Origin of the sequence: Haladaptatus sp. CMSO5 (assembly GCF_036689885.1) — an archaeon.
Lineage (GTDB): Archaea > Halobacteriota > Halobacteria > Halobacteriales > Halococcaceae > QDMS2.
This window is the reverse complement of the sequence record NZ_JBAHVW010000001.1, coordinates 469260-494059: the sequence shown is the minus strand read 5'-3', so window position 1 is coordinate 494059 and position 24800 is coordinate 469260. Positions and strand designations below refer to the sequence as shown.

27 protein-coding genes, 2 tRNA genes and 1 rRNA gene are annotated in these 24800 nt (G+C 61.0%); 15 read left to right on the top strand and 15 right to left on the bottom strand.

Features of this window, described 5'->3' with window-relative positions; translation table 11 throughout:
• Nucleotides 1-31: 31 nt before the first annotated feature.
• From V5N12_RS02610 to V5N12_RS02600, 3 genes are all read right to left on the bottom strand, one after another.
• Nucleotides 32-103 (bottom strand) — tRNA-Ala (locus V5N12_RS02610).
• Nucleotides 104-222: 119 nt separating this feature from the next.
• A 16S ribosomal RNA gene (locus V5N12_RS02605) occupies nucleotides 223-1695 on the bottom strand.
• 944 nt (nucleotides 1696-2639) lie between these two features.
• On the bottom strand, nucleotides 2640-2954 hold the full coding sequence (locus V5N12_RS02600; protein WP_332897598.1) for a non-histone chromosomal MC1 family protein: 315 nt from the start codon (nucleotides 2952-2954) through the stop codon (nucleotides 2640-2642).
• A 266-nt stretch (nucleotides 2955-3220) separates the two neighbouring features.
• Here V5N12_RS02600 and V5N12_RS02595 point away from each other — a divergent pair, with 266 nt between their 5' ends.
• Both V5N12_RS02595 and V5N12_RS02590 read left to right on the top strand, forming a co-directional pair.
• Complete coding sequence (locus tag V5N12_RS02595) at nucleotides 3221-3418, top strand: hypothetical protein (RefSeq protein ID WP_276245903.1); 198 nt, start codon at nucleotides 3221-3223, stop codon at nucleotides 3416-3418.
• A 94-nt stretch (nucleotides 3419-3512) separates the two neighbouring features.
• Nucleotides 3513-4589, top strand: a complete 1077-nt coding sequence (locus V5N12_RS02590) for a molybdopterin-dependent oxidoreductase (RefSeq protein WP_332897597.1) — start codon at nucleotides 3513-3515, stop codon at nucleotides 4587-4589.
• On the opposite strand, the gene V5N12_RS02585 is transcribed toward V5N12_RS02590, so the two are convergent.
• Together V5N12_RS02585 and V5N12_RS02580 are read right to left on the bottom strand one after the other, a co-directional pair.
• Nucleotides 4567-4986, bottom strand: a complete 420-nt coding sequence (locus tag V5N12_RS02585) for an RNA-binding domain-containing protein (protein ID WP_332897596.1) — start codon at nucleotides 4984-4986, stop codon at nucleotides 4567-4569. The genes V5N12_RS02590 and V5N12_RS02585 overlap by 23 nt on opposite strands.
• A complete protein-coding gene (locus V5N12_RS02580) occupies nucleotides 4983-5573 on the bottom strand; it encodes an AAA family ATPase (protein WP_332897595.1) in 591 nt (196 codons plus the stop codon). The genes V5N12_RS02585 and V5N12_RS02580 overlap by 4 nt, the downstream gene beginning before the upstream one ends.
• Nucleotides 5574-5657: 84 nt before the next feature.
• Between V5N12_RS02580 and V5N12_RS02575 the strand changes: the two genes are divergently transcribed.
• Both V5N12_RS02575 and V5N12_RS02570 read left to right on the top strand, forming a co-directional pair.
• Complete coding sequence (locus V5N12_RS02575) at nucleotides 5658-6035, top strand: YccF domain-containing protein (RefSeq protein ID WP_332897594.1); 378 nt, start codon at nucleotides 5658-5660, stop codon at nucleotides 6033-6035.
• A gap of 46 nt (nucleotides 6036-6081) precedes the next feature.
• A tRNA-Arg gene (locus V5N12_RS02570) sits at nucleotides 6082-6188 on the top strand.
• A 231-nt stretch (nucleotides 6189-6419) separates the two neighbouring features.
• Here V5N12_RS02570 and V5N12_RS02565 read toward each other — a convergent pair.
• On the bottom strand, nucleotides 6420-6935 hold the full coding sequence (locus tag V5N12_RS02565; RefSeq protein WP_332897593.1) for a cupin domain-containing protein: 516 nt from the start codon (nucleotides 6933-6935) through the stop codon (nucleotides 6420-6422).
• A 97-nt stretch (nucleotides 6936-7032) separates the two neighbouring features.
• On the opposite strand from V5N12_RS02565, the gene V5N12_RS02560 reads away from it, so the two are divergent.
• Genes V5N12_RS02560 through V5N12_RS02550 form a run of 3 tightly spaced genes read left to right on the top strand, consistent with a single transcriptional unit; the run spans nucleotide 7033 to nucleotide 8455 of the window.
• Nucleotides 7033-7479 carry a hypothetical protein gene (locus tag V5N12_RS02560; protein ID WP_332897592.1) on the top strand — a complete coding sequence of 149 codons (447 nt, stop codon included), beginning with the start codon at nucleotides 7033-7035 and terminating at the stop codon, nucleotides 7477-7479.
• Nucleotides 7472-7963: a hypothetical protein gene (locus tag V5N12_RS02555; protein ID WP_332897591.1), complete on the top strand. Its 492-nt coding sequence runs from the start codon at nucleotides 7472-7474 to the stop codon at nucleotides 7961-7963. Before V5N12_RS02560 ends, V5N12_RS02555 begins: the two co-directional genes overlap by 8 nt.
• Before the next feature lie 60 nt (nucleotides 7964-8023).
• Nucleotides 8024-8455: a hypothetical protein gene (locus tag V5N12_RS02550; RefSeq protein WP_332897590.1), complete on the top strand. Its 432-nt coding sequence runs from the start codon at nucleotides 8024-8026 to the stop codon at nucleotides 8453-8455.
• Nucleotides 8456-8479: 24 nt separating this feature from the next.
• Here the strand turns inward: V5N12_RS02550 and V5N12_RS02545 are convergent, their stop codons facing one another.
• On the bottom strand, nucleotides 8480-9571 hold the full coding sequence (locus V5N12_RS02545) for an aminopeptidase (protein WP_332897589.1): 1092 nt from the start codon (nucleotides 9569-9571) through the stop codon (nucleotides 8480-8482).
• A gap of 190 nt (nucleotides 9572-9761) precedes the next feature.
• On the opposite strand from V5N12_RS02545, the gene V5N12_RS02540 reads away from it, so the two are divergent.
• The gene (locus V5N12_RS02540) at nucleotides 9762-10769 is read left to right on the top strand and encodes a threonine aldolase family protein (protein WP_332897588.1); all 1008 of its coding nucleotides are present in this window, start codon (nucleotides 9762-9764) and stop codon (nucleotides 10767-10769) included.
• Here the strand turns inward: V5N12_RS02540 and V5N12_RS02535 are convergent.
• Nucleotides 10766-10906 carry a DUF7859 family protein gene (locus V5N12_RS02535; protein ID WP_332897587.1) on the bottom strand — a complete coding sequence of 47 codons (141 nt, stop codon included), beginning with the start codon at nucleotides 10904-10906 and terminating at the stop codon, nucleotides 10766-10768. The two genes, V5N12_RS02540 and V5N12_RS02535, sit on opposite strands and share 4 nt — an antisense overlap.
• Nucleotides 10907-10996: 90 nt before the next feature.
• Here V5N12_RS02535 and V5N12_RS02530 point away from each other — a divergent pair, with 90 nt between their 5' ends.
• On the top strand, nucleotides 10997-11695 hold the full coding sequence (locus V5N12_RS02530; protein WP_332897586.1) for an ArsR/SmtB family transcription factor: 699 nt from the start codon (nucleotides 10997-10999) through the stop codon (nucleotides 11693-11695).
• 103 nt (nucleotides 11696-11798) lie between these two features.
• On the opposite strand, the gene V5N12_RS02525 is transcribed toward V5N12_RS02530, so the two are convergent.
• Nucleotides 11799-12314: a metallophosphoesterase gene (locus tag V5N12_RS02525; protein WP_332897585.1), complete on the bottom strand. Its 516-nt coding sequence runs from the start codon at nucleotides 12312-12314 to the stop codon at nucleotides 11799-11801.
• 72 nt (nucleotides 12315-12386) lie between these two features.
• On the opposite strand from V5N12_RS02525, the gene V5N12_RS02520 reads away from it, so the two are divergent.
• Together V5N12_RS02520 and V5N12_RS02515 are read left to right on the top strand one after the other, a co-directional pair.
• Complete coding sequence (locus V5N12_RS02520) at nucleotides 12387-13334, top strand: cation diffusion facilitator family transporter (protein WP_332897584.1); 948 nt, start codon at nucleotides 12387-12389, stop codon at nucleotides 13332-13334.
• A gap of 49 nt (nucleotides 13335-13383) precedes the next feature.
• Complete coding sequence (locus V5N12_RS02515; protein WP_332897583.1) at nucleotides 13384-15558, top strand: ATP-dependent DNA helicase; 2175 nt, start codon at nucleotides 13384-13386, stop codon at nucleotides 15556-15558.
• On the opposite strand, the gene V5N12_RS02510 is transcribed toward V5N12_RS02515, so the two are convergent.
• Both V5N12_RS02510 and V5N12_RS02505 read right to left on the bottom strand, forming a co-directional pair.
• Entirely contained in the window at nucleotides 15555-16031 is a 477-nt protein-coding gene (locus V5N12_RS02510) for a 2'-5' RNA ligase family protein (RefSeq protein WP_332897582.1), read from the bottom strand. The genes V5N12_RS02515 and V5N12_RS02510 overlap by 4 nt on opposite strands.
• Nucleotides 16032-16217 carry a DUF7554 family protein gene (locus V5N12_RS02505; protein ID WP_332897581.1) on the bottom strand — a complete coding sequence of 62 codons (186 nt, stop codon included), beginning with the start codon at nucleotides 16215-16217 and terminating at the stop codon, nucleotides 16032-16034.
• Nucleotides 16218-16374: 157 nt separating this feature from the next.
• On the opposite strand from V5N12_RS02505, the gene V5N12_RS02500 reads away from it, so the two are divergent.
• Nucleotides 16375-16809 (top strand): hypothetical protein, encoded by a 435-nt coding sequence (locus V5N12_RS02500; protein WP_332897580.1) that lies wholly within the window; start codon nucleotides 16375-16377, stop codon nucleotides 16807-16809.
• Here the strand turns inward: V5N12_RS02500 and V5N12_RS02495 are convergent, their stop codons facing one another.
• From V5N12_RS02495 to coxB, 4 genes are read right to left on the bottom strand one after another with little or no spacing between them, the layout of a single operon-like run.
• Entirely contained in the window at nucleotides 16810-17475 is a 666-nt protein-coding gene (locus V5N12_RS02495; RefSeq protein WP_332897579.1) for a DUF7546 family protein, read from the bottom strand.
• Nucleotides 17472-17732 (bottom strand): cytochrome C oxidase subunit IV family protein, encoded by a 261-nt coding sequence (locus V5N12_RS02490; protein ID WP_332897578.1) that lies wholly within the window; start codon nucleotides 17730-17732, stop codon nucleotides 17472-17474. The genes V5N12_RS02495 and V5N12_RS02490 overlap by 4 nt, the downstream gene beginning before the upstream one ends.
• Nucleotides 17733-17741: 9 nt before the next feature.
• Nucleotides 17742-20237 carry a cbb3-type cytochrome c oxidase subunit I gene (locus V5N12_RS02485; protein ID WP_332897577.1) on the bottom strand — a complete coding sequence of 832 codons (2496 nt, stop codon included), beginning with the start codon at nucleotides 20235-20237 and terminating at the stop codon, nucleotides 17742-17744.
• Nucleotides 20234-20971, bottom strand: a complete 738-nt coding sequence (coxB, locus tag V5N12_RS02480) for a cytochrome c oxidase subunit II (protein WP_332897576.1) — start codon at nucleotides 20969-20971, stop codon at nucleotides 20234-20236. The genes V5N12_RS02485 and coxB overlap by 4 nt, the downstream gene beginning before the upstream one ends.
• 180 nt (nucleotides 20972-21151) lie before the next feature.
• Here coxB and V5N12_RS02475 point away from each other — a divergent pair, with 180 nt between their 5' ends.
• The 3 genes from V5N12_RS02475 (at nucleotide 21152) to argH (ending at nucleotide 24646) form a co-directional block, all read left to right on the top strand.
• The gene (locus V5N12_RS02475; RefSeq protein ID WP_332897575.1) at nucleotides 21152-21673 is read left to right on the top strand and encodes a DUF6789 family protein; all 522 of its coding nucleotides are present in this window, start codon (nucleotides 21152-21154) and stop codon (nucleotides 21671-21673) included.
• A gap of 278 nt (nucleotides 21674-21951) precedes the next feature.
• The gene (locus V5N12_RS02470) at nucleotides 21952-23190 is read left to right on the top strand and encodes an argininosuccinate synthase (protein WP_332897574.1); all 1239 of its coding nucleotides are present in this window, start codon (nucleotides 21952-21954) and stop codon (nucleotides 23188-23190) included.
• A gap of 1 nt (nucleotide 23191) precedes the next feature.
• Complete coding sequence (argH, locus tag V5N12_RS02465) at nucleotides 23192-24646, top strand: argininosuccinate lyase (RefSeq protein ID WP_332897573.1); 1455 nt, start codon at nucleotides 23192-23194, stop codon at nucleotides 24644-24646.
• Nucleotides 24647-24800 lie beyond the last annotated feature (154 nt).

The window sequence follows — 24800 nt, the reverse complement described above, 5'->3', positions numbered from 1 at the left end:
GGGACACGGTTCGTGATTGAACACGTTTGCATGGACCCACAGGGATTCGAACCCTGGGCATCCTCCTTGCAAAGGAGGCACTCTACCACTGAGCTATGGGCCCGCCTTCCAACTGGAAGGCAGTTGTTAGCCTTGATAGTTCTAAGGTGCCCGACCGGTGAAACGCGGTCGAACTGTGAAACCAGTTAAGGTGGGTCGGGCCGAAGCCCGATCCCGGTCTTTAGGAGGTGATCCAGCCGCAGATTCCCCTACGGCTACCTTGTTACGACTTAAGCCCCCTTGCGAAGCCCAGATTCGACCACCGTTACGGTGGCCTCATCCGGACCTCACTCGGGTGCTTTGACGGGCGGTGTGTGCAAGGAGCAGGGACGTATTCACCGCGCCCTTCTGAGACGCGATTACTACCGAATCCAGCTTCATGAGGGCGAGTTTCAGCCCTCAATCCGAACTACGATTGAGTTTAGGAGATTAGCGTCCTCTTTCGAGGTTGCAACCCATTGTCTCAACCATTGTAGCCCGCGTGTAGCCCAGCACATTCGGGGCATGCTGACCTACCGTTGCCCGTTCCTTCCTCCGCTTTGGCAGCGGCAGTCCACCTAATGTACCCAACCACCTCAGGGGTGTTGCTGGCAATTAGGCGTGCGGGTCTCGCTCGTTGCCTGACTTAACAGGACGCCTCACGGTACGAGCTGACGGCGGCCATGCACCTCCTCTCAGTAGGTCAAGTAAGCTCATCACACTGACTTTCACTCCTACTGTCGATGCTGGTGAGATGTCCGGCGTTGAGTCCAATTAAACCGCAGGCTCCTCCGGTTGTAGTGCTCCCCCGCCAATTCCTTTAAGTTTCATCCTTGCGGACGTACTTCCCAGGCGGCTCGCTTCACGGCTTCCCTACGGCACAACACTGGCTCGTAGCCAGTGTCACACCTAGCGAGCATCGTTTACAGCTAGGACTACCCGGGTATCTAATCCGGTTCGAGACCCTAGCTTTCGTCCCTCACTGTCGGATCCGTTCTTCTGGAGTGCTTTCGCCATCGGTGGTCCGTCTAGGATTACAGGATTTCACTCCTACCCCGGACGTACCCTCCAGACCTCCCGGTCCCAAGCCGCACGGTTTCCGTTGGACGCCTGCTCGTTAAGCGAGCAGATTTCCCAACGGACCTGTGCGGCCAGCTACGGACGCTTTAGGCCCAATAATAGCGGTCATCACTTGAGCTGCCGGTATTACCGCGGCGGCTGGCACCGGTCTTGCCCAGCCCTTATTCTTGTACCTCCTTACGGTACAGAAAAGCGAGGACTGTATGCCCTCGCACTTGGGGTTCCCTTATCGCACTGTCGTGCAGTGTAAAGTTTTCGCGCCTGCTGCGCCCCGTAGGGCCCGGAATCTTGTCTCAGATTCCGTCTCCGAGCTCTTGCTCTCACAACTCGTACCGATTATCGGCACGGTGGGCCGTTACCCCACCGTCTACCTAATCGGCCGCAGTCACATCCTATGGCGCCGGAGCATTTCAAGGTCTAAGCATTCCAGCAGAAGACCCCTATTTGACATTATCCTCAGTTTCCCGAGGTTATTTCAATCCATAGGGTAGTTTGACCACGTGTTACGGAGCTTTCCGCCACGAATCTAAATTCGTGCAACTAGCATGGCTAAATCGAACCCCAATAGCAATGACCTCCGGCAGGATCAACCGGAATGTTCCCCTGGTAAACCAGGGGGGTGTGGCGGGAGCTGTGTATGAAACACAGCTACCATATCGCTAAATCGCTATTGGTATCACAAGTTCGACGACACACGATTACCGATCGGGTGTCACCGAACTATCAAGGCTAACATCAGATCCCATCTTTACGGCGGACCGCAGGGGTGGAATCCTCATTTCCTTCGGACCTGAACATACTCCGGGACGGGTCATAAACCCATCGAACGGTGCGTGTCGGCCCATGAGTGGGGACGGGATTCAACCGTCGCCCAGTCACGCTTGCTTTCTGTCTGCATTCATTCGGAATGTCCTTACCCACTTAAGGGCGTCGGATTCCGATTCGAAGTTGGGTGTCGGAGGGTGGCTCCGACCTCCCGCGCTTCACAGTACATCCGAACGCCCTTACACACTTAAGGGCATCGGAATCAGGTGGACGCCGGGTGTCGATTTCCGGGCGTCCCGCGCTTATTAATCCCGAATGCCCTTACACACTTAAGGGCTACGGATGCAATCCGGTGCAACGAGGCCGGGTCGGGCGTCCGACCCTCCTGCGCTGCTTCACATTATTCCCGATGGGGGGGTTACACTTAAGACCGTCGAACGAACGGCGCTTCGTCATGCGGTTTCATGGGTACTGCAGACACGACCCGCGAGAACAGAGCCACACAGTGGTGTGACGAGCCGCTCTGCAAAGACCGCCGAACAGCGAGCGTTGCGACTGAGCAGCGAGAGTGGCTCGATGAATGGTGTCGCGCGGATGGAGGCCGACCGATCATCCCTCGCCTGTCGCGTCAGGTCTGGTCGGGTGTTGGCCGCGCAGACTGGTCTACGAGCAGGGGTGGTAAAGGGGACACGGTCTCATCGAGAGGTGTGCCCGAGCGCGCTACGCGAGCGTACGGAAAGAGTAACTACGGCCGAAAAATGCGTATGAATGCGAGCTTAGATCTCTTCTAAGTGTTCGATACCCTTCTTCGAGACGTTGGCCTCGGTGATGACGGTAGGCATCCAGTTTGGCTTATCATCGGGTGCTTCCTCCTTCCAGGCCCAGCCATCGTAGATGTGGACTTTCGTCGTCCCTTTTTCGCGGAGGCGAAGTTCGGTGCGCTTTGCCGCACTCTCGCTTTTCGCGGGCTTCAGTCGACGGGCGGCTTTGAGTGCTGCCTGTCGGGGGGTTCGTCCTGAGAAGACGCTCGATTCCTTACCGCTCTTGTCGCGCAGGGCAAAGTTGCGCTTTGAATCCTCACTACGTGCCATGGTTTTGGCTCCATGTCAAACGAGCACATGCCACCTAATAAAGATATCCCCAAAATCGGGGTACTCCGACGCCATCTTTATATACGTGATTCAGGAAAATTGGCCGATTCGACCGAAAATCACCGACTAGGCTGGTATGTGCAACCCTTGCACGCACCCCTCATTTTAAATATAATGACCGGCTGAGCGCTCTGACGCTTCGATACAGGCCGACTCACGGTAGACTTAAGTATCCACTACAGCGAACCTGCGAATAAGATACCGCGATGGTACGGAAAAAGAAGCTCAGTCCGAGTGGGGCAAAAGACGAGAATGGGGAATACCACAACGTGCACCTGAACCTGCACGAAGACGAGCTGAAAGTTGCAGGGATGGATATCGGTGATGAAGTGTTCGTTCGCGTACGCGAGGGGAAAATCATCATCCAAAAAGCAGACCAAGATAAGGTCGAACACGAGTTCTAACCCACCAGTTCTCCCTTCGCTACTCACACGGTGGAGTCACAACCCACGCCCAACAAGAGGGCTAACTCCGTCCATCGCGTAGCACCACACAGTAATGGCGCGTTTTCGGTTCGAACCCACCCCTCGAACGCTCGACTGGACGCTGTTTGTCGTCGTCGCCCTCGAAGTCGCAACCGGTCTCCTCAGTCTCATCGCTGGTGAACCAGCCGACGCCATCGTCTTCGTCAGCCACGGGGTGCTCGGATTCACTCTTACCGTCCTCGTTGCCTGGAAACTGCGCCGTGTCGCCCCGCGCCTCAGAACCCGGGTTGCAGGACGGTGGACGACTGCACTCTCCGCCCTCCTCGCAGCGGTCACCCTTGGCGCGCTCGCAACCGGCGTGTTCTGGGCGTTCGGTGGCGACTTTCGATTCTTGCTGTGGAACGCACTCAACGTCCACATCGCGCTTGGGTTGCTCGTCGTCCCCATCCTTGCACTCCACCTGAGACGTCACTACCACACGCCACAACCGGCGGACTTCACACAACGTCGAATCGCCCTCCAGTACGGGTCGCTCCTCGTGTTCGGCGCGCTCACGTGGCGCGTTCAACAGGCAACAAGCCGACTCCTCGCCCTCCCCGGCGCAACCAGACGATTCACCGGCTCGAAAGAACGCGGGAGCGACGCGGGGAACGCCTTCCCGCTGACCAGCTGGGTCGCAGACGACCCCGCCCCAATCGACGTCGAACACTGGACGCTCACACTCACCGGCGAACTCGCACGGCCACGCTCGTTCAGCTATGACGACCTCACACCCGAGGACGAAACCCGCGCCATCCTCGACTGTACGAGTGGCTGGTACTCCGCCCACGACTGGCAGGGCATCGCCGTTGGGTCCCTCCTCGACCTCGCAGAACCCACCCCGGCGGCGCGCTGGGTTTCCTTCCGGTCAGTCACCGGCTACCGGTGGAGTCTCCCCATCGAAGAAGCCCGTGACGCGCTCCTCGCAACCCACGTCGACGGCGAAGCGCTCGTCCACGGTCACGGCGCGCCGCTCAGGCTGGTCGCGCCCGGGAGACGTGGCTTCCAGTGGGTGAAATGGATTACGGCAATAGAACTGCGAGAACGCAGAGACGTGAGCGAGTGGCTGGCGATTTTCGTGAGTGGGTTCAGCGAGACTCCTCGGGAGTAATCGGCTTTCCGTCCTTCGTTGGGGGTGCGATGTGGTCGATGAACTGCTCAACACCCGGTTCGTGCACGCGCACGCGAACCGCGAGGTCGCCAAGTTCGCCGGGTTTGCCGACCGAGAAGTTCACGACGCCCTTGAACGCCGCCTGCTTTTTCAACCCGAACGAGAAGGTGTCGCCTTCAAGCGTCGAAAAGAACTCACCGCGGGCGGTGTCGAGAATTTGCTGTTTGTGCAAACACTGCGAGAAGTGGTCCATGCTGTGGGCTTCTGCCACCAACTCACCGGGGTTCGTCGAGACCGTCGCCTCGGGGAACAGGTTCGTGATGGCGTCGGCCACACGGTCTGTGACCTCCGTCGCCTTGACTGGCGCCGTGATTTCGACATCAACGGAGTAAATCATTCGGTGGCCTCCGATTCTTTCGCGGCGGTCTCAAGGGCGTCGATACCGTCTTCGAGAAGCGTCCGAATCGACTCGTGGAACGCCGCAAGCGAAGTCGTGTTCTCGATGACCACGTCCGCTCGCTCCATCGCCTCGCCCATCCCGTAGCCGAGTTCGCGTTCGTCGCGCTCGCGCAGGTCGGCCTTCGCTTCGGCCGTCGGGTCCCTGCCCCGGTCTCGAATCCGTTCGAGTCGAGTTTCGAAGGGTACCTCGATACTCGCAAGGACGAACTGGTCGCCAAACGCCGCCTCGAAACATTCGACTTCGGCCGCGCCACGAATCCCGTCGACGAGCACCACGTCGCTGTCTTCGAGGTGTGCTTCGATAAGCGGCAACGACCGGTTTGCAACGGCCGCAAGCCCGCCTTGCTCTCTGAGGTCAGTCGCTACGATCCCCATGTTGTCCTCCGTGATGTCGAGCCCACGGTCGCGACACTCGGCCCGGATGACATCCCCCATGGTCAACACGGGAATGTCGAGTTCCTTCGCAACCGTCGCGGCCTCGCTCTTGCCGCTTCCCGGCAGTCCGACAATACCGATAACACGCATTACGTCGGCGTACTCGTGAGGCGCGCATAAGCCCTCTGCTCCGGGTGGGACACACCTTTTCTCGCTTCACCACTTACGACGAGTATGGCACAACGCCCCCTGTTGGTTCGCGCCCTCTGGTTCGTCGCCGTTGGTTGGTGGCTCACCCCCGCACTCATCAACATCGCGTGGTTCCTGAACGCCACCCTCATCCTCCTCCCGCTCGGAATCAAACTCATCAACCTCGTCCCAACCGCCCTCACGCTGAAAGAGCCACGCTCGCTTTCGACACCGGAGTCGAGCCGCGGCCAACACTCACTGGTCATTAGACTCCTCTACTTCATTTTCATCGGCTGGTGGCTCAGCCTCGCGTGGGCGAACATCGCCGCCTTCTTCGCCATCACCATCATCGGCCTCCCCATCGCCTACTGGATGTTCAATCTGCTCCCCTTCGTCACCTCGCTGTATCGCTTCGACGGGTAAAACGCAGACCGCTACAATTTTTGACTGTCACCGAGAACGACCGGTAGGGCACGTAGCTCAGTCTGGATAGAGCGTCGGACTTCTATCCTTCTCAGCACTCTGCTGGGAGGGGAAGACATCCGACGGTCGTGGGTTCGAATCCCATCGTGCTCGTCATCTCCGACGAACGATAGTGAGTCGTGAGTGACGACTCTCGTGGGATTCGAATCAGGGAGCGAGAGGTGAGCGAAGCGAACGGAAGCGACCGTGGTTCGAATCCCATCGTGCTCGCAAACGCTTCGCGTTTGCTCACCTACGTCGATTCCCGACGAGGTCACACTCGGTGCGCTCGCGTGACTCCCATCGTGTTCTCGTTCTTACAAAGGCCGCTCCGCAACCACCTCGCTACCGCTCCGGTTCCTCTTTCTCGCCGCGATTTGTAGGTATCATTTCTGTCCCGCACTCGGGACAGAGGAGTTGTAAATCGGCTTTCGTCACATCGTCGCTCAGGAGCGACCGGCGGCGGTGGAAGGTGCGTTCGCCACAGTTGGGACACGCTTTCAGGATTTCCACGTCGTCTGAGCCAAAGGGTGCGCCGATGGCGAGTCCCGAGACCGGTTCCGTGCCGTCGTTGTAGCCGTGTTGGAACTCACCGGGTGCAAATCGGATGATTTCGCCTGTGGCAACCCGTTCGGTTCCAGCCTCGGTCTCGAAGGTGGCCGTCCCCGACTGGACGTAGAAAATCTCCTCTTGGTCGTGGTGGGTGTGATACCCGCCCGAGAACGCTTCGCCCGCCTCAAGTTCGAAGTAGTTGAGCCCGATGTCCGTCGCCCCGAGTGCGAGGCCCACACGAAACGGCCCCGGCGAGCGCGGGTACGGATTTTTCACCTGTTCGACTGCGTCAACCCTGACTTTCTCCATACCGCCTGGACGCACCCCAAGGTAGTGGTCGTATCGTCCATCGAGCCACACCGTAGGTGCAGTTATCTTGTTAGCACGATGAATCGTTAGTATAGCTATGGCGCTCTCGCATCTTCTCGTTCGCTCGATACACGTCCTCGCGATGGCAGTGCTGTTGGGCGGGAGCGCAGTCGTCTGGTTGACGGTTCGAACCCGAGCGCCCTCTCCGGTCGAGCGAGGATTTCTACTCCAGCTTGCGACGGGTTACGAATGGCTGTTCTGGGCGGCGCTCGGGACGCTTGTCATGACCGGCGTGGGCAATCTCGGCGCGCTCGCCCCCGCTATTCCGACGCTCTCGACCCAGTGGGGAGTGGTATTGTACACGAAACTCGCGGCGGTGATTGGATTGCTCCTCTTTTCGGCCGGTCGAACGGTCGCAGTGGCCCGCCTGCGAGAAGCGGACATCGCAGCGAACGTCGTTCCCACCCTGTCACGGGCCTACGCGGGAACCACGCTCTACGTACTTGGCTTGCTCGCGCTCGCGGAGGTGCTCGCCCATGGCTGAGACGGCTCGCACGCGCCCGGACAACCTCCTCGTGTTCGGACTCGCCACCTTCCACGTCACGCTCCTCACCACGACTGGTCTGTTCGTGCTCCACTCGTCAGGCTCGATTGGCCGCCTGCTCGCAGGGCTCGATACGCTCACCGGCTTCGCCCTGTTTCTCGCCCTCTGGGCAAGTACGTGGTGGACGACGCGCTGGGTGCTCACCCGTGCCCCGCTCAACCCCGAAAACTCGGACAGTCGGCTCCGGAGTGCCATGCTCTGGGGCTACCTCGGCGGTGCAGTGACGGGACTAGTCTTCCTCCCGGTGGCGTTCGTCCTCGTTTTCCTCCTCACCTTTGGCGTCGCAGTGCTCGCCAACCTCGCGTCGTTCATCGTGCTCGTGTTCGGAATCCCGGTCGCCGCCATCGTCGGCGGACTCGTGGGCACGGCATTCGGCCTGTTCGATTTCTGTATCTACCGCGTGGCGAGTTCGTTCGTGCCGTGAGGCAGCTGAGTTACCCGAAGTAACTCGTAGCTTCTCGAACAGAGCGCCCCTACTGCGTCTATGGCATCCACCACAGCGACGCCACCGGTTCGTACCCGACTCACGACGGCAGACCTCGTCCAACGCGGAGCGCTCGCAGTCGGCGTCTCGCTGCTTGCGGTCATCGTCGTCCGCGGAATTGTCGGCACACTGCTCACCGTCCCCGCCGGCTTCAACCCGCTCGTGTGGGGTGAAATGCTCACCGTCACCGCCAGTGCTGCACTCGTCGCCACGGTCGTCTACGGGCTGTTCGACCGATTCACGAAGAAGGTGGCGCGAAACTTCCTCGCCGTCGCTGCGCTCGTATTCATCTTCTTCCTGTTCCCCCTGTTCACAGTGGTTCCAACGCTGCCCGGTTCCACGACGACGCTGACCGCGGTGGCGTTCGTCCTGCACGTCGCCGTCGGAATTACGGCCTCGCTCCTCCGCGGGCGTGCGCTCTTGGGGCTGTAACAGAGAAAACCGCATTGCGTGCGTCTATGCTTCGAAGCCGTCCTCAAATCGGAAGGTCCCGTTGCGCTGGACGACTTCCCCATCAACCTCGATGAACGAATCTTCTGCCATGTCCACAATCATATCGACGTGGGTCGCACTCTGGTTCTGTTCTGCACCCTCGCCGACGCACTCGTCGTAGGCGCGGCCGACGGCCATGTGGACGGTGTCGCCCATCTTCTCGTCGAACAGCATGTTGTAGGTGAACCGGTCGATGTCACGGTTCATCCCAATCCCTAACTCACCGAGGCGGCGTGCCCCATCGTCCGTGTTGAGGATGTTCGTGAGCACCGCTTCGTTCTTCTCCGCAGCGTGCTCGACAACGACGCCGTCTTCGAACTTGAGCCATGCACCCGTGACCTCGCGGCCCTGGTGGTAGAGCGGGAGGTCGAACAGAACCTCACCCTCGACCGAATCGGGGACGGGCGCGGTGAACACCTCGCCGCCGGGCATGTTGTGCATCCCCGAGTCGTTGATGGTAATCATGTTTTCGAGACTCATCGTGAGGTCCGTCGTGTCGCCACTCACGATGCGAATCTCGGAGGCTGGATTCAGAATTTCGACCAGCTGTTGTTGGTGGGTGCGCTGGGCGTCCCAGTCTTTGTTGATGGCGTCCCAGACGAAGTTCTCGTAGCCTTCGAGGCTCATCTCCGCGAGTTGGGCGCTGCCAGTGCCGGGGAACTGCGTGGCGACCCAGCGCTTCGAGAGGCGTTCTTCGAGCGTGGGCGACATGGCCCGAGAGTGGGCGGCGAGCACTTCTGGAGCCACGTCGCTCGTCTCGGTGGCGTTCACCTCGGTGCGAATCGAGATGTACACGTCCATCTCCTTGAACAGCGCCATGATGTGGCTCGGCGTCTCAAAATCCTCGGGGTCGGAGGCCCGGAGATAGGCGCGGGCGGCGCGCGAATCGCTCGCCATGTAGAACGGGTGTGCACCCTTATCACCGATGAGTTCGTGGAGCGCCACGACGAGGTCTGCGGCGACCGCCGGGGCGACGATGACGACGTTGTCACCCTTCTCTACGCGCGTCGAGTGTTCGACGAGAACCTGTGCCTGTTCGCGGATACGCGGGTCCATACCGGATATTCATGCAGGTTGCCGATACCCCTTTCGGGTGGCCGCACACGGCAGAATAGCTCATGTCTCCGTTCGATGCGTCACGCAGACTCCCCTTCTGCAACCGGTCCGCCGTCGAGAGATAGTCACCGGTTCAGCGTGAGCCAGTATCGACCACGACCTATTTCGGGTATCCCGAAAAACGAGGGGTATGCTCGATTTGCGAAGCGACACCGTGACCCTACCCGACGACGCCATGCGCGAAGCCGCCGCCGAAGCCGACGTCGGTGACGACGTGTACGGCGAAGACCCGACGGTCAACGAACTCGAAGCCCGCGCCGCGGAGATTATCGGGAAAGACGACGCGCTGTTCGTCCCCTCGGGGACGATGGGAAACCAGATTGCCGCGAAGGTGCACACGAGTCCCGGCTACGAGGTGCTCGTCGAACGCGAGAGCCACATCTACAAGTGGGAACTCGGCGGCCTCGCCCAGCATTCTCAGTTGCAGGTGCGCACGATAGACGGCGGCGACCGCGGCGTCCTCACGCCGGAAGCCATCGCCGAGAACGCCATAGAGGGGAGCGACCACGAAGCCGGAACCGGCCTCGTGTGCGTCGAGAATACGCACAACGCGAAAGGTGGCGTCGTCGTCTCACCCGAGGAGATGGATGCCGCAGCGAACGCAGCCCACGACATCGGCGTCCCGCTTCACGTCGATGGCGCGCGCATCTTCAACGCTGCCGCCGGGGCAGGTGTGCCCGCAAGCCGCCTCGTGAAAGAGGCAGATTCGGTGATGTTCTGTCTCTCGAAGGGCCTCGGCGCGCCCGTCGGCTCGATGCTCGCGGGCAGTGAGGAGTTCATCGACGCCGCCCACCAGGTTCGCAAGCTCATGGGTGGCGGGATGCGACAGGCGGGGATGGTCGCCGCACCCGGCTTGCTCGCGCTCGAAAACCGGTCACGGCTCGCAGCCGACCACGAGAACGCCAAACGGCTTGCCGCCGGACTCAGAGACCACGGCCTCACCGTCAAAGAGCCGGAGACGAACATCGTGCTCGTCGAAACGGGCGAGCAGTCAACCGACGAGTTCCTCTCGGCGTGCAAAGAACAGGGCGTGCTCGGCGTGCCGTTTGCCGACGGTGTCGTTCGCTTCTGTACGCACTGGAACGTCTCAACAGAGGACGTAGAAACCGTCATCGACGCCGTCGGGCAGACGCGCTAACGACGCCCGCCGTCCATCCCCTCGCGGAAGGCGAGGAGCGTCCGGCGCATGAACAGATAGACCGCAAGGATGAACGAGAGGAACACCACGACAAGCCCGACGAGGACGAGCGTGTTGGTGTCCATGCCAAATATCATGCAGTTGCGTTCCCGCCGAGCGGGGAAAGTCGTTTCGGGGGACCAATTCTGTGAAAGGATTGATATGTTAGTGCGAAGAACCGTACGACAATGCCGTTGTTGCCCTCCTCTCCCAGTGCCGACGGGGACGATGCCACCCCGCGCGTCATCGGCGTCGATAGCGAAGACGCAGACGCCCTTCTCGGCGCGTTGTCCTCGGAAACCGCCCGGCGGGTGTTGACCGCGCTCCACGACGAGCCAGCCCCGCCCTCGGCGCTCGCAGACCGCATCGGAACCTCGCTCCAGAACGTCCAGTATCACTTAAAGCGCCTCGAATCGGCGGGGGCGATTTCGGTGGTTGACACCATCTACTCGGAGAAGGGCCGCGAGATGAACGTCTACGCACCCGCCGACAAACCGCTCGTCATCTTCGCGGGCCGCGAGCAGGAAACGGGTGGCCTCAAGAACGTCATCACGCGACTGTTCTCGGGGATTGCCGTTCTCGCCGGCGCGAGTCTGGTGGTGCACGCATGGGCGAGTCGGCGCGGCGTGCCGGCTGGAGGTACGACGACACCGACACAGACGACGGCCGCGACGACCACGACGACGCAGCAAAGTGGTGGTGGGTTCAGCATCGCAGAGGCGACCACACAGACGGTAACGGAGACGGCAACACAGACCGCGAGCGCCGCCGCCGAGCTGACGACCGCGGCCACGAGTGACGCGGGGCTACCGCCGGGTGCGCTGTTTTTCGCCGGCGGTGCCGTCGTCTTGCTGGCGTGGGCTGTGGTAGCCTATACGGATAGGTGAAATCCGTCTTTGACCTTACCGAGATTACATTTACACACGAGCCATACCACCAGATGGGGCGGCGATATGCCCGCCTATACCCGCTGGCGCTGACCGTGTGGGGTCAGCCCTCCAATTCTATTCTAAACGTGTCGAAGGCCGTCCCGGCTGGTTCGATGAGGCGGCCTTCGGCGTGGTCTCCAACGACCTCAAGTTCCGCGTAGCCCGGGCGATGCCAGCGCGGGTCTGCGTGGCTCCCCGGATTCAGAAAGCCAATGTCGCCGCGCTGCTCGAAGCCGGGTTCGTGTGAGTGACCGAACACGACGAGGTGGGCGTTCGCCTGCCGACCGAACATGGTGAGCGACGTGTCGGTGTGTTCGTGGCCGTGAGTGAGCGCGATTCTGAGGCCGTCAAACTCGATGACGCGCTCTGCGGGGAGCCGCGAGCGAATCGCGTGGACGTCGGTGTTGCCGTACACCGCCTCCAGTCGGGTCGCTTCCTGTTCGAACGCGGAGAGGGCGGCTTCGGTGTAGAAATCGCCTGCGTGCAACACGAGGTCTGCCTCGGAGACGGCATCGAACACGCGTCCCGAAAGACGGTGGCCGGTGTTGCCGTGAGTGTCTGAGACGACGGTAATCATGGCAATCGGTACGCGTCGATGACACAAGACTACCCCGGAACGATTTTGGCCACAGGATGACACGAATGCATAATGGCTGGAAGCAAATCCGTCGTCTACGCCGCCCTCTTCGCGAACGGAGCCATCACGATTCTCAAGTTCTTCGGCTTCCTGCTGACGGGAAGCCCCGCGATGCTCTCTGAGACGTATCACTCCATCTCGGATACCGGCAATCAGGTGTTTCTCCTCATTGGGATTCGATACGGCGAAAAAAAGGCGAGTCGCGCCCACCCGTTTGGTTACGGCAAAGCCCAGTTTTTCTACTCGTTTCTCGTGAGTGTCCTGCTGTTTGGCATCGCCGGGTGGGAAAGTGCGCGCCACGGCTACGACGCCATCATGAACCCGCACGTCCCGTCCACCGGGACCGTCACCCTTCTCGGCGCGACGATCCCCGGTGTCTGGGTGAACTACGGCGTCCTCATCGGCGCAATCGCGTTCGAGAGCTACGCCTTCAAGAAGGCCTACACGGCGATGAGCCTCCAAATCGACGAACACGGCTGGTCTGGCTTCCGCGAGGCGTTCAAGAAAACAAGCGACGTGACGACCCTGACTGCCCTCACCGAGGACACCATCGCAATCGGCGGGGCGGGCATCGCCCTCGGCGGTATCTACCTGACCCGTGTGACCGGTAATCCGGTCTACGACGCGGCCGCCGCGCTCCTCATCGGGCTGATGCTTATGGGCTTCGCCATCGCGCTCGCGTGGGAGAACAAGCGCCTGTTGCTCGGCGAGAGCCTCCCCGCCACAGAGGAACAGGACCTCAGAGACATCGTGCGCGACTGGGAGGGCGTCGAAAAAATCGAGGACTTCCGTACCGTCTACTTCGGCCCAGAGCACGTCATTCTGTTCGCGGACATCGCCTTCGCGGGCGACTACGACACGGAAGAAATCGACGACATCATCACCGAGATGGAAGCCGCGCTCAAGAAAGAAGAGCCGGACGTGACGAAGGTGTACATCGAGCCGGAAGTGCTCAACTGAGCCGAGGCGGCGAAGTATTTTAAGCGAATACGGCGAACCCTCGTCCAACGTGGCAGACGAAGGGTACCTGCGATTCTTCCCCTACGACGCGCCGTACGACAACCAGCACGAGGCGATGGACCGCATCTACAACTCACTCGCCCGTGAGCAGGACGTCCTCTTCGAGGGAGCCTGCGGGACTGGGAAGACTCTCTCTGCGCTCGTCCCGGCGCTCGAATACGCCCGCGAAACGGGCAAGACGGTCGTCATCACGACGAACGTCCACCAGCAGATGCGCCAGTTCATCGCCGAGGCCCGCGCGATTACGCGCAAGGAGCCGATTCGCACGGTCGTGTTCAAGGGCAAAAAGTCGATGTGCCACATCGACGTGGGCTACGAAGAGTGTCAGGTGCTCCGGGATACCACCCGCGAGTACGTCGACACCGAACAAGACCGCGAGCAGTTAGAACAGCGCGAACAGGAGTTGCTCGAAGCGAGTCAGGCGGGTGAAGACGGCGCAGCAGAGGCGCGGGCCACCGTGATGAAAGAACTCGAAACGCTCGGTGACGACCTCTCTGACCTCAAATCGAACGTCTGTGAACACTACTACAACAACCTCACCGCCGATACGAGCGAGTTCTTCTCGTGGCTGTTCGCGGACGTGCGCACCCCGGACGACGTGTACGACTACGCAGAACAGCGCCACCTCTGTGGCTACGAACTCCTGAAAGAGGGGATGGAAGGCGTCGACCTCGTCGTCTGTAACTACCACCACCTCCTCGACCCGATGATCCGTGAGCAGTTCTTCCGGTGGTTAGACCGCGACCCCGAGGACATCATCGTCGCGTTCGACGAGGCGCACAACGTCGAGGACGCCGCCCGCAAACACGCCTCGAAAACGCTCACCGAGAACACCGTAGACCAGGCGTTAGACGAGCTCGAAGACACCGACGACCCGCGCAGACAGCCCGCGAAAAACGTGATTGGCGCGTTCCGCCGGGCGGTCTCGCAGGTGCTCGACGACACGCTCAGCTACGGCGAGAAAAAGCGGGTCAAAGAGAACTGGAAAGACCTCTCGATTGCCAACGACGACCGCCGCGACGACCTCACGCTGGCCTTTCTTCAAACGTACTCGGGACAGGGCATCAACGCCGACTTAGAGCAGGCCCAAGCGCTCGGAGCGACCTTAGACCAGGAGTACGAAGACGCCTACAAAAACGGCGAGACCACCACGAGACAGGAGTGTCAAACCCTGCAAGCCGCCCGGTTCATCGCCCTCTGGATGGCAGAAGGCGGAAAGGGAGGCCAGTACCCCGTCGTATCCGTGCGTCGCAACGAGCAGACGAACGAGGTGTACGCCCGCGCCGAACTGTACACCTGCATCCCCCAGCAGGTCACCCGCGACCTGTTCGATGAAGTGTACGCGAGCATTCTGATGAGCGCAACCCTCAGACCGTTCGACGTGTTCGAGGACGTACTCGGCCTCGAAGACCCCGCGACGATGGCCTACGGTCTTCAGTTCCCCGAGGAGAATCGCCGCACGTTCGCTGTCGAGACCCCGGCGCTGTTTTCGAGCGAGCGGGGCAACCCCGAGACGCAATCCGAGATTGCGGACGTGCTCCGCGATGCGATTCGGATGACGCCGGGCAACACCCTCGCCTTTTTCCCGAGCTACGCCGAAGCCGAACGCTACTTCGAGATGGTGTCTGGCACAGTAGACGCGAAACTCTACCGCGACGAGCCCGGCCAGTCGGTCGAAGACATTCGCCAAGAGTTCTCGAATCACGACCACGCTGCCCTCTTTACCTCGCTCTGGGGAACCCTGACAGAAGGCGTGAGCTTCGACGGCGACGACGCGCGAACCGTCGTGGTCGTCGGCGTTCCGTACCCACATCTAAACGACCGGATGGAAGCCGTCCAAGCGGCCTACGACGCCGCCTTTTCCGACCGCGGCCGGGACGCTGGGTGGGAGTACGCCGTCGAGATTCCGACGGTCAGAAAAACCCGCCAAGCCCTCGGACGGGTGATTCGCTCGCCCGAGGATTTCGGGGTGCGGGCGCTCGTGGATAAGCGATATACCGAGGCCGCCCGCAAGGATATGGGCAAGTACAGCGTCCGCGGGACGTTCCCGCCCGAGGAGCGTGGAGAGATGCTCGATATCGCGCCTGATAAACTCAAGTTCGCGATGCTCAACTTCTACGGCGATAAGGATGCGTGGGGGCCAGAGGGGCCGCCTGCGCCCTAAGCGGGGAGGCGAATCCGGCTGGCGACTTCGCGGTGTTTCGCGTCGAACAGTTCGAGCTGTGAGACCGTCCACGTAATCGGCTCGATGGTCGCAGAAAGCGTCCCGCCGCGCCCGAGCGTGATGTGCGGGGTGTAGTCGTCGCCTTCGAGCCCCTCAATGTTGCTAAACGTCTCCGTGAGGCGGTTGTGCAGTTGCATGAGACCGGGACTTTCGACGGCGAGGTAGACGACCGGGCCGGGGCCGCGCGTCGGCTGGTCGAACTGGTCGATGCCCGTTACCTGCACTTCGAAGGCGGGTGCGCCCGCGAGCGCTTGTCGAAGGCGTGTCTCAAGCGTGTAAAACTCCTCGTCGCCCAGCCGTTTTGCGAGGAGGGTGTGGCGCTCTCGAATCCGGTCGAAGCCAACAAGCTGTGGAAACAGGTCCGCAGCGAGGCGTGACACCTCACCGGGAACTGGGACGTTCAGGCTGTACACTCAGATAGTGTCGAGGAACCAGAGGACGATAAGGGCGATGATGATGAGCCCCATGATCGAGCTCATAAATTCGACGGCAAAGTCGAGAACCTGGAGGACGATTTCGAGGGCGACCCAAACCACCACGAGCCCGAGCAGGAGCTTGAGTAAGTCCCCGATGTTGATCGAACTGAGTGCATCTGACATAGACACTAATTAACACGACTCAATAAAAATACTCCGACAAACGACTGTCTGTGGAATTGTATTCACCGTTGAGATGTCAGAAGCGTTGCTACTCGAAGCGAGTGGTCAACATACAATTATAACGAACAATGGCGTATGTCTAGGGAAGGTTGCACTCATGGTTCAAGCAGACACCCTCCTGATTCCCTTGTTGATGGGCCTGTTCTTGGTCGCTGTGGCGATAGTTCTCGTCCGAACTGGGCCGATCAGGACGCTCACCGAACCCGACCGAGACGTTGTCGGCGCAGTAACCCGACTCGTCCACCATCCGGCGAGTTGGGTGGCGGGCTTTCTCGTGCTCTCGCTTGGCTTCGGTGGCGGCATCATCCTTGCCGTGAGCGGCGAGGAAGTCCCGGCCGTGCTCAAACAGACCGTCGGCGTCGTGCTGGTCGTCGTGGCGCTCGGCGTGCTCGCTGGCTTCCTCTTTTCTGGCGTATACGGCTCCGCGCGCGCCCGCGGGCTGACCAGCGCGCAGGCAACCGCCATCGGCGGGTGGGGCATTGGCCTGCTGTTTCTCGGTGCCGTCGTCGTGAAACTCATCATGGCCGGGTGACTACCGACCGGGTCGCCAGTACAACAGACAGACCGCAAGGAGGAACGCCACAGTCGAGATATCGAGTGAGTACGCAGAGAGGCTCGTGACCAGTCCTGTAGAGCCGCCGGTCACGCCCGCGAGAAGCGTGGCGACGAGCGGGAAGCTACAGGCGATACACGAGACGACGCCGAACAGCGCCGAAATCGCGGCGACCGCCACGTCGAGGATGGTGACGTAGAGCAGGTAGCTGAGCGCGAGGTAGCCAATCACCCGGTAGGGAATGAACGAGAGATGGCCAAACGCCCCGGTGTAGAACACGCGCGGCCCCCAGCCGGGGGCGGACATCGTGACCTGCAGCCCGCTCGGAAGGTGGCTGTGGGCGGCCTGGAGCGAGGAGAGTTCGACCAGCCCGGAGAGCATCGAGAGGGCGAGCAGGTAGGCGAGTGAAGCCACGAGCGCGACCGCTTTGAGACGCCGACTGGCTTGTGTGGGTCGGGTGTGAATCACCGCCCAGAGGGCGACGTTAATCCAGAGAAATGGGTAAACGAGATACCGATAACTGCTCACGGTAGTGTTGGTGAAACCGAGATAGGCGAATATCGAGAGGAGTTCGACGGCCACCAACGCCGCCCAGAACGGCAGTTCCGCAGGGAGCGATTGACGATAGCGAACCAACTGCGTCATGTGATCGAATACGACGCCGCAAGCGTGAGCGCGAGCGCTGCGAGCAGGCCAATCAGCATGACGAAACTCACAGAGCGCGGTTCGCTGACGAGGTGCTGGTAGTAGCCCGCGACGAACAGCGCCTTCACGAACGAGAGGACGATGATGACGCCAAAGGCCACCCAGTAGGCGAGGCCCGCGAATTCGATTAACACCTGTGCCGTCGCCAGAACGAACAGGACGACGTAGATTGCGGCGTAGAGTTTTGTTGATGTCATGATGGTTACCTACAGGATGTAGAACAGCGGGAACAGGAACAGCCAGACGATATCGACAAAGTGCCAGTACAGCCCGAAGTACTCGATCGAGCGGTTGTTTTCGAGGTACGCCCCCCGCGAGGCGCGGACGAACAGGTACACGATGATGATGAGGCCAACGATGACGTGGGCGGCGTGCAAGCCCGTCGTGAGGAAGAACGTCGAGGTGCGGATGTTCGTCGACAGCCAGAGGCCTTCGTGGAACAGTTCGTACCATTCGATCCCCTTATTGATGAGGAAACCCACGCCGAGCAGGAACGTCGCGGCGAGCGTCACCATGAGCAGGCGCTTGTTCTTTCGTTCGGCGGCGACGAGCGCGAGCACGATGCTGAAACTGCTCGTGAGCAGGAGGTAGGTGTTTATCAGCCCCGGCACAGGGTCGTGGGGGACTGGCTCCCACGCGATCCAGCCCGACGCCACGCGGATGAACATGTACGACCCGATGAACGCGCCAAAGAGCACCACGTCTGAGGCGAGGAAAATCCAGACGCCGAGTTTCATGTTCTCGATGCCCGCAAATGGCCAGCGTTCGCCGGTGGGTTCTGCCGGGCCGTGGAACTTCTCTAACCCCATCGAGACAAGTGCATACATGCCAAGGCCGAAGCCGAAGACGGCGCAGAGGACGTAGAAACCGCCTGCGAAATCGGGTGCGAGGACGCCTTGGCTGAACCCCGACAGCCCGAGGAACGCGAAGAAGGCCGCGACGCCGACGACGAGCGGCCAGATGCTCGCGTGGCTTGGATGGTGGTCGTGATTCTCGACTGCGACCCCGCCATCGGTGGCTTCGGGCGTGCTTTCAGAGAACGTGAGCATCCCCGTGCCGTAGCTCGGCGTGCCGGGGAAGTTGTCGAGCGGCGGTGGCGAGGAGACGGCCCACTCCGCGGTCGTGGCGTACACCCACGGGTTGTCGTCGGCCTTTTCGCCCGCCCAGAGGCTCACCGTGAGGTTGTAGAACATCACGAGGAACGACGCGCCAAGGATGAACCCGCCGACGGTGGCGAGTTGGTGCCACGTGATGAGCGCGACGTGGTACTCGAACACCCGGCGGGGCGTTTCCCACGCGATAAACATCGGGAAGTAGAGCAGGTTGAATCCGACGAAGTAGAGCGCGAAGTGCACCTTCCCGAGGAACTCGTTGTACATCCGCCCACTCATCTTCGGATACCAGTAGTAGAGGCCGCCAAACAAGGCGGTGACCCCGCCCACCATCACGTAGTGGAAGTGGGCGACGACCCAGTAGGTGCCCCGGAACTCGTAGTCGAGGACGACCGCGCCGAGGAACACCCCAGTGATGCCACCGATGATGAACAGCAAGAGCGCCCCAAACGAGAACAGGAAGGGCGTCGTAAAGCGTATTCTCCCCTTAATCATGGTGTAGATGAGCGCGAACACCATCAGGTCAAAGGGCAGTGAGATACCGATGGTGGTCGCCATGAACAGCGTCTTGATGTTGAGGTTAATCGAGGTGAGGAACATGTGGTGCATCCACACCATGAAGCTCTGAATCGCCACGAGCACCATCGAGGCGATGAACCAGCGTCGGCCGACGAGGCGGCGGCCGGTGAACGTCTGGAACGTCTCCGCCATCACGCCAAGGGCGGGGAAGAAGACGATGTACACCTCAGGGTGGCCAAAGAACCAGAACAGGTGCGCCCAGAGGATGGAGCCGCCGGGGTTGTCCGGCATGAAGTACGTCGTGCCGAGCAGACGGTCTGAGAGGAGAATCAACAGCGCGGCGAGCAGCGCAGCGAACGCGAACAGCATCATCCAGACGGTGAGGAGAATGGTCCACGAGAACAGCGGCATCCGCCGGAGGGTGAGGCCTTTCGCGCGCATGCGGTGCATCGTCGTGAGGAAGTTCACCGACGAGACGGTGACCGAAGCGACGAACAACATGAGCGCGAGAATCGCCGTACTCGCGCCCACTTCGGGGGTGAACACGGGGACGTTGAGCGGCGCGTACATCGTCCAACCGCCCGAAAACGTCCCTTCTTGGAAGAAGGAGACGCCAAGGAGGAGCCCAGAAGCCAGATAGAGCCAGTAGGAAAGCGAGTTGAGCCGCGGGAACGCGAGGTCTTTCGCGCCGAGCTGGAGCGGGACGACGTAGTTGGCGAAGCCAAAGGCGAGCGGCGAGAGGAACCAGAACACCATGATGAGCCCGTGCAGCGAGACGGTCTGGTTGTAGGCCGTCGCAGAGAGAATGCTCGGGCCGGGCGTCCAGAGCTGGGCGCGGATGAGCAAGGCGAGGACGCCGCCGAAGATGAGGAAGAACAGCGCCGTCACGGTGTAGAGGATGCCGATGTCCTTGTGGTTCGTCGTGACGAGCCAACGTTTGACCGAGGCAGTCGGTGGCAGCCCACCTTCTGTCGGGACGAGTCCGTCTTCCGCGCCGGGTGTCGGCAGCGTGCCTTCGCTCCGGTCGATTTCCTGCTCCCCGTCCGCTGGCTGTCGGTCGTCTGTTGTCATGCTGTCACCGTTTGATTCGCCGTTTCGTTCGCCGTCGTGTTCTCGTACCAGTCGTCGAACGCATCCCGCTCCATGACGATAATATCAGCCGCCATGTAGGAGTGCCCCACCCCGCAGAGTTCGTAACACAGCGCTTGATACGACCCCGGTTCGTCGCCGATAACCCACTGAGTCGTCTCCTGGCCGGGGATGGCGTCCATTTTCACCCGCAACCCCGGGACGCCAAAGGAGTGGAACACGTCTTCTGAGGTGGCGACGAGGCGGATGCGCTGGTCCTCTGGAATCCGCAGCTCACCCGACGTCGTGTGCCCGTTTGGGTACTCGAACTTCCAGCCAAACTGGAAGCCGGTGACCTTGATTTCCAGTTCGTCTTCTTGAGGGACGTCCCCGGCTTCGACGAACAGCAGCGTTCCGTAGGTCCAGGTGATAAGTGAGAGCACGATAATCGAACTCAGGAAAAACGAAACGAACAGTTTCCGCCCGCCGCCACCACCGGTCGGGAGTTCACCGAGGCGTGGGCGGTCTTTCGCATCCGATTTCGCGCGACTCGGCTGGTCGCGGTACTTGTACGCGTTGTACAACATGTAGGTGATAACGACAACCCCGACGAGCGTGCCGAGGATGAGGAAAACCACGAAAATTCGTTCGAACACGTTCGCGCGCGTCCCCCCCGGAATGAGTCCCCCAAGCCCAGACGCGAGGAAGATACTCGTGACAAGTGGTACCCAAATCATTATCACAATCTATTATTATATGTATATTCACACATTTAGTGATTTCGGGAATTCACGGATTTCAGACCGATTAATGCCCACAAAACACACCCTATCCGGCCAAATACATAAGAAATAAAAACTGTCTACGTGGCAGCAAGAGAGGGAACGTTTTTGCCGGTAGTAATGGTAACTAATGACATGGCCGAAAATGATGCGCAATATTTAGCGGAGATGTCAGACGACGTGGCAGACCCGGATTTTGACCATTTGACCGGCGTCATCACCGACGGGTTCGTCGGCGCGGTAGGCGGGCTGGTCGGCACGGCGGCGATGACGATTGGACTGCTCGTTGGCGCGTCGCTGAACGTCTTCGACGTGAGCGAGTTCGCTTCGTTTGCGACGTTGCTCGGCCTCGATGCGCTCTATCCGGCGAACCCCACGGCGGTTGGCTACGCCATCTTCCTGCTTGGCGGCATGATAATCTGGCCGCTGTTGCTCGCCTCGCTCGGAGCGTACCTCCCGGGTGAGAAGTACGCGATAAAGGGCGTCTCCTTTGGCTTCGTGCTGTGGACGGGCTTTGCGCCCGCGTTCTATCCGGGCTTGGGCGGACTCGCGCTCGCCCTCTACCTCGTCGTGACGCTGTTGGCCCACTTCGCCTACGGCTTCACCCTCGGCGCGGTGTTTGACTACCTCTCGACGCGCCCGAAGACGCTCGTCTGAGGTACACATTCTCACGCACAGCAGGCGATTTCCGCCCGAAAATGCGCAACACTTTTGTACTTCTCTCTCTCATGATTTCAACACATGTCACGGACTGCCGTCGTTGGCTCGCCCCTCTCGGTGAGCACGGCGTCCGTTATCGTCAGCGTGCGACCGCGACCGGGCCTCTAGGCCCTTAATACCAATTCTTCAACGTCCGGTTCGCCTCACTTCCTCAGAACGTACAACTACGTGTTCTGAGTGTCACATCCGACAACCCATCCCACAGCACACACCCAATGACCACAGAATCCACAAAAATCGCCCTCGCCTTCTCCGGCGGGCTCGACACGACCGTTTGCGTCCCACTGCTCAAAGAAGAATACGGCTACGACGAAGTCGTCGGCATCACCGTCGACGTTGGCCAACCGGAAGCCGAGTTCGACGAAGCAGAAGAGACCGCAGACGCGCTTGACTTAGAACACTACGTCATCGACGCCAAAGCCGAGTTCGCAAACCTCTGTCTCGACGCCGTCAAAGCGAACGCAGACTACCAAGGCTACCCACTTGGCACCGCACTCGCCCGCCCAATCATCGCCGAAGCGATCCTCGAAAAGGCAAAAGAGGTCGGCTGTACCGGCATCGCCCACGGCTGTACGGGCAAGGGCAACGACCAACTGCGCTTCGAGGCCGTCTGGCGCGAATCTGACTTAGAAGTCATCGCTCCCGTGCGCGAACTCGGCCTCACCCGCGAGTGGGAAATCGAGTACGCAGCAGAGAAGAACCTCCCCGTAGAGAGCGGCAACGAGGGCGCGTGGAGTATCGACACGAACCTCTGGAGTCGCTCGGTCGAAGGCGACGACTTAGAAGACCCCTCGTTCATCCCGTCAGAAGACATCTACGAGTGGACGACGGCCCCGACCGGCGAGACCGAACTCGTCGAGATTACGTTCGAGAACGGCTACCCGGTCGCCGTAGACGGCGAGCAGCTGGACGCTGTGTCGCTCATTGAGTACCTGAACGAGTTCGCAGGCAAATACGGCATTGGCCGCACCGACCTGATGGAAGACCGCATGCTCGGGCTCAAAGTGCGCGAGAACTACGAGCACCCCGCCGCGACGGTGCTCCTGAACGCCCACGAGGGCTTAGAACAGCTCGTCCTCACCAAAGAGGAGCGCTCGTTCAAGACGCAAATCGACAACCAGTGGGCTGAAAAAGCCTACGAGGGCCTCATCAACGCCCCGCTCGTCACGGCGCTCGAAGGGTTCATCAACACGACCCAAGAGCGCGTCACGGGTACGGTCACCGTGAAGTTCCAGGGCGGACAGGCCCGCGTCGTCGCCCGCGAGAGCGATTTCGCGGTGTACTCAGAATCGGCCGCCTCGTTCAACACAGAGACGGTCGACGGCATCACGCAGGCAGACGCGACCGGCGTGGCGAAGTACCACGGCTTCCAGTCGCGCCTTGCGAACTCGATTCTCAAAGGCGCAAAACAGGAAGCGCCAACGCCGATGGCAGACGGCGGCGAGGACCAGTGAAATGGGAGAGGAATCCGCAGATGGCGACGTGGTTCGCCGGGAACGCTTTAGCGGCGGCCCCGCCCGCGGATTCCTCTCCTCGATGGATGCGGACACTCGGATTTTCACCGCGGACTTAGAGGTAGACCGCGCCCACGTCCTGATGCTCGCAGAGCAGGGCATCATCAGCGAGGACGAGGCGGGCCAGATTCTCCAAGCGCTCAACGTCGTCGAGGTGGAGGGCTTTTCGGCGCTCCCCGACGGCGAGGACATCCACGCCGCCATCGAGACGGCGGTCATCGGCCAGATTGGCCCCGTCGGTGGGAAGATGCACACCGCCCGCAGCCGCAACGACGAGGTCGCGGCGTGCATCCGCCACCGCTTCCGCGAGGACCTCCTCGACGCCGCAGAGGAGACCCTCGCGCTGCGCGAGGTGCTCTGTGAGGTGGCAGCAGAACACGCAGACACGCTGATGCCCGGTTTCACCCACCTCCAGCCCGCCCAACCGACGACGGTTGGCCACTACCTGCTCAGCTACGAGCAGGCGCTTTCGCGGGATACGGCGCGTCTCATGGACGCCTACGCCCGCGTGAACCAGTCGCCCCTCGGCGGGGCGGCCTTCGCGGGCACGCCGTTCGACATCGACCGCGAGCGCACGGCCGAGTTGCTCGGCTTCGACGGCGTCCTCGAAAACTCGATGGACGCGAGTTCGGCGCGCGACTTCCTCGTAGAAGGCGTGAGCGCGCTCGCAACGCTCGCGACGACGCTGTCTGGCCTCGCTGAAGACATCATCGTGTTCGCGAACAAGGGCTACGTCGAGCTGTCCGATGACTACTCATCGACCTCCTCGATTATGCCCCAGAAGAAGAACCCCGACACGCTCGAACTCGTGCGCTCGACGGCGGGCAACGCAAGCGCGGGCCTGAACGGCCTGCTCACGACGCTGAAGGGGCTGCCCCGCGCGTACAACCGCGACTTACAGAACGCGACACCCCACGCGTGGGCGGCCGCAGATGCCGTGACCGAAGCGACGACCGTCGCGGCGGGCGCGGTGGCGACGGCCGATTGGCAGGAGGACACCCTCGCCACGGAGGCGGGGGCTGGCTTTTCGACGGCGACCGGCGTCGCAGACCTGCTTGCGATGTCCGGGATTCCGTTCCGCACGGCCCACGAAGTCGTGGCGACGGCGGCAGCGGAAGGTCAGGACTACGAGACGATTGCGGCGGCCGCAGAGGAGCTACTCGGTGGGCCCCTTTCTGAGTACGTCTCACAGGAGGCCGTCGAGGCGGCGCTTGACCCCGCCCAGAGCGTCGAGAGCCGCGACTCACAGGGTGGCCCCGCCGCTGAGGCGGTGGCGGCCCATCTCGCGGCGGCGACCGAGGCACGCGAAGCAGACCAGGAGTGCGTGGCGTTCCACCGTGACGACCTCACGACGACCCGCGCCGAACTCCACGACGAGGTGAATCAGTATGTGTGAACGACCGCCGTCCCTTCGAGGGACGAATAATACATCTGGAATTTGATAATGCGAATTCAGAACGCGCGAAAATTGCCATCTCGGTGCGGTTAGACGGTAGTCTGTTTATTGTTTTAGTCTGACAAGTTCGATGGGTTTATAGGGGTGCGTGTCG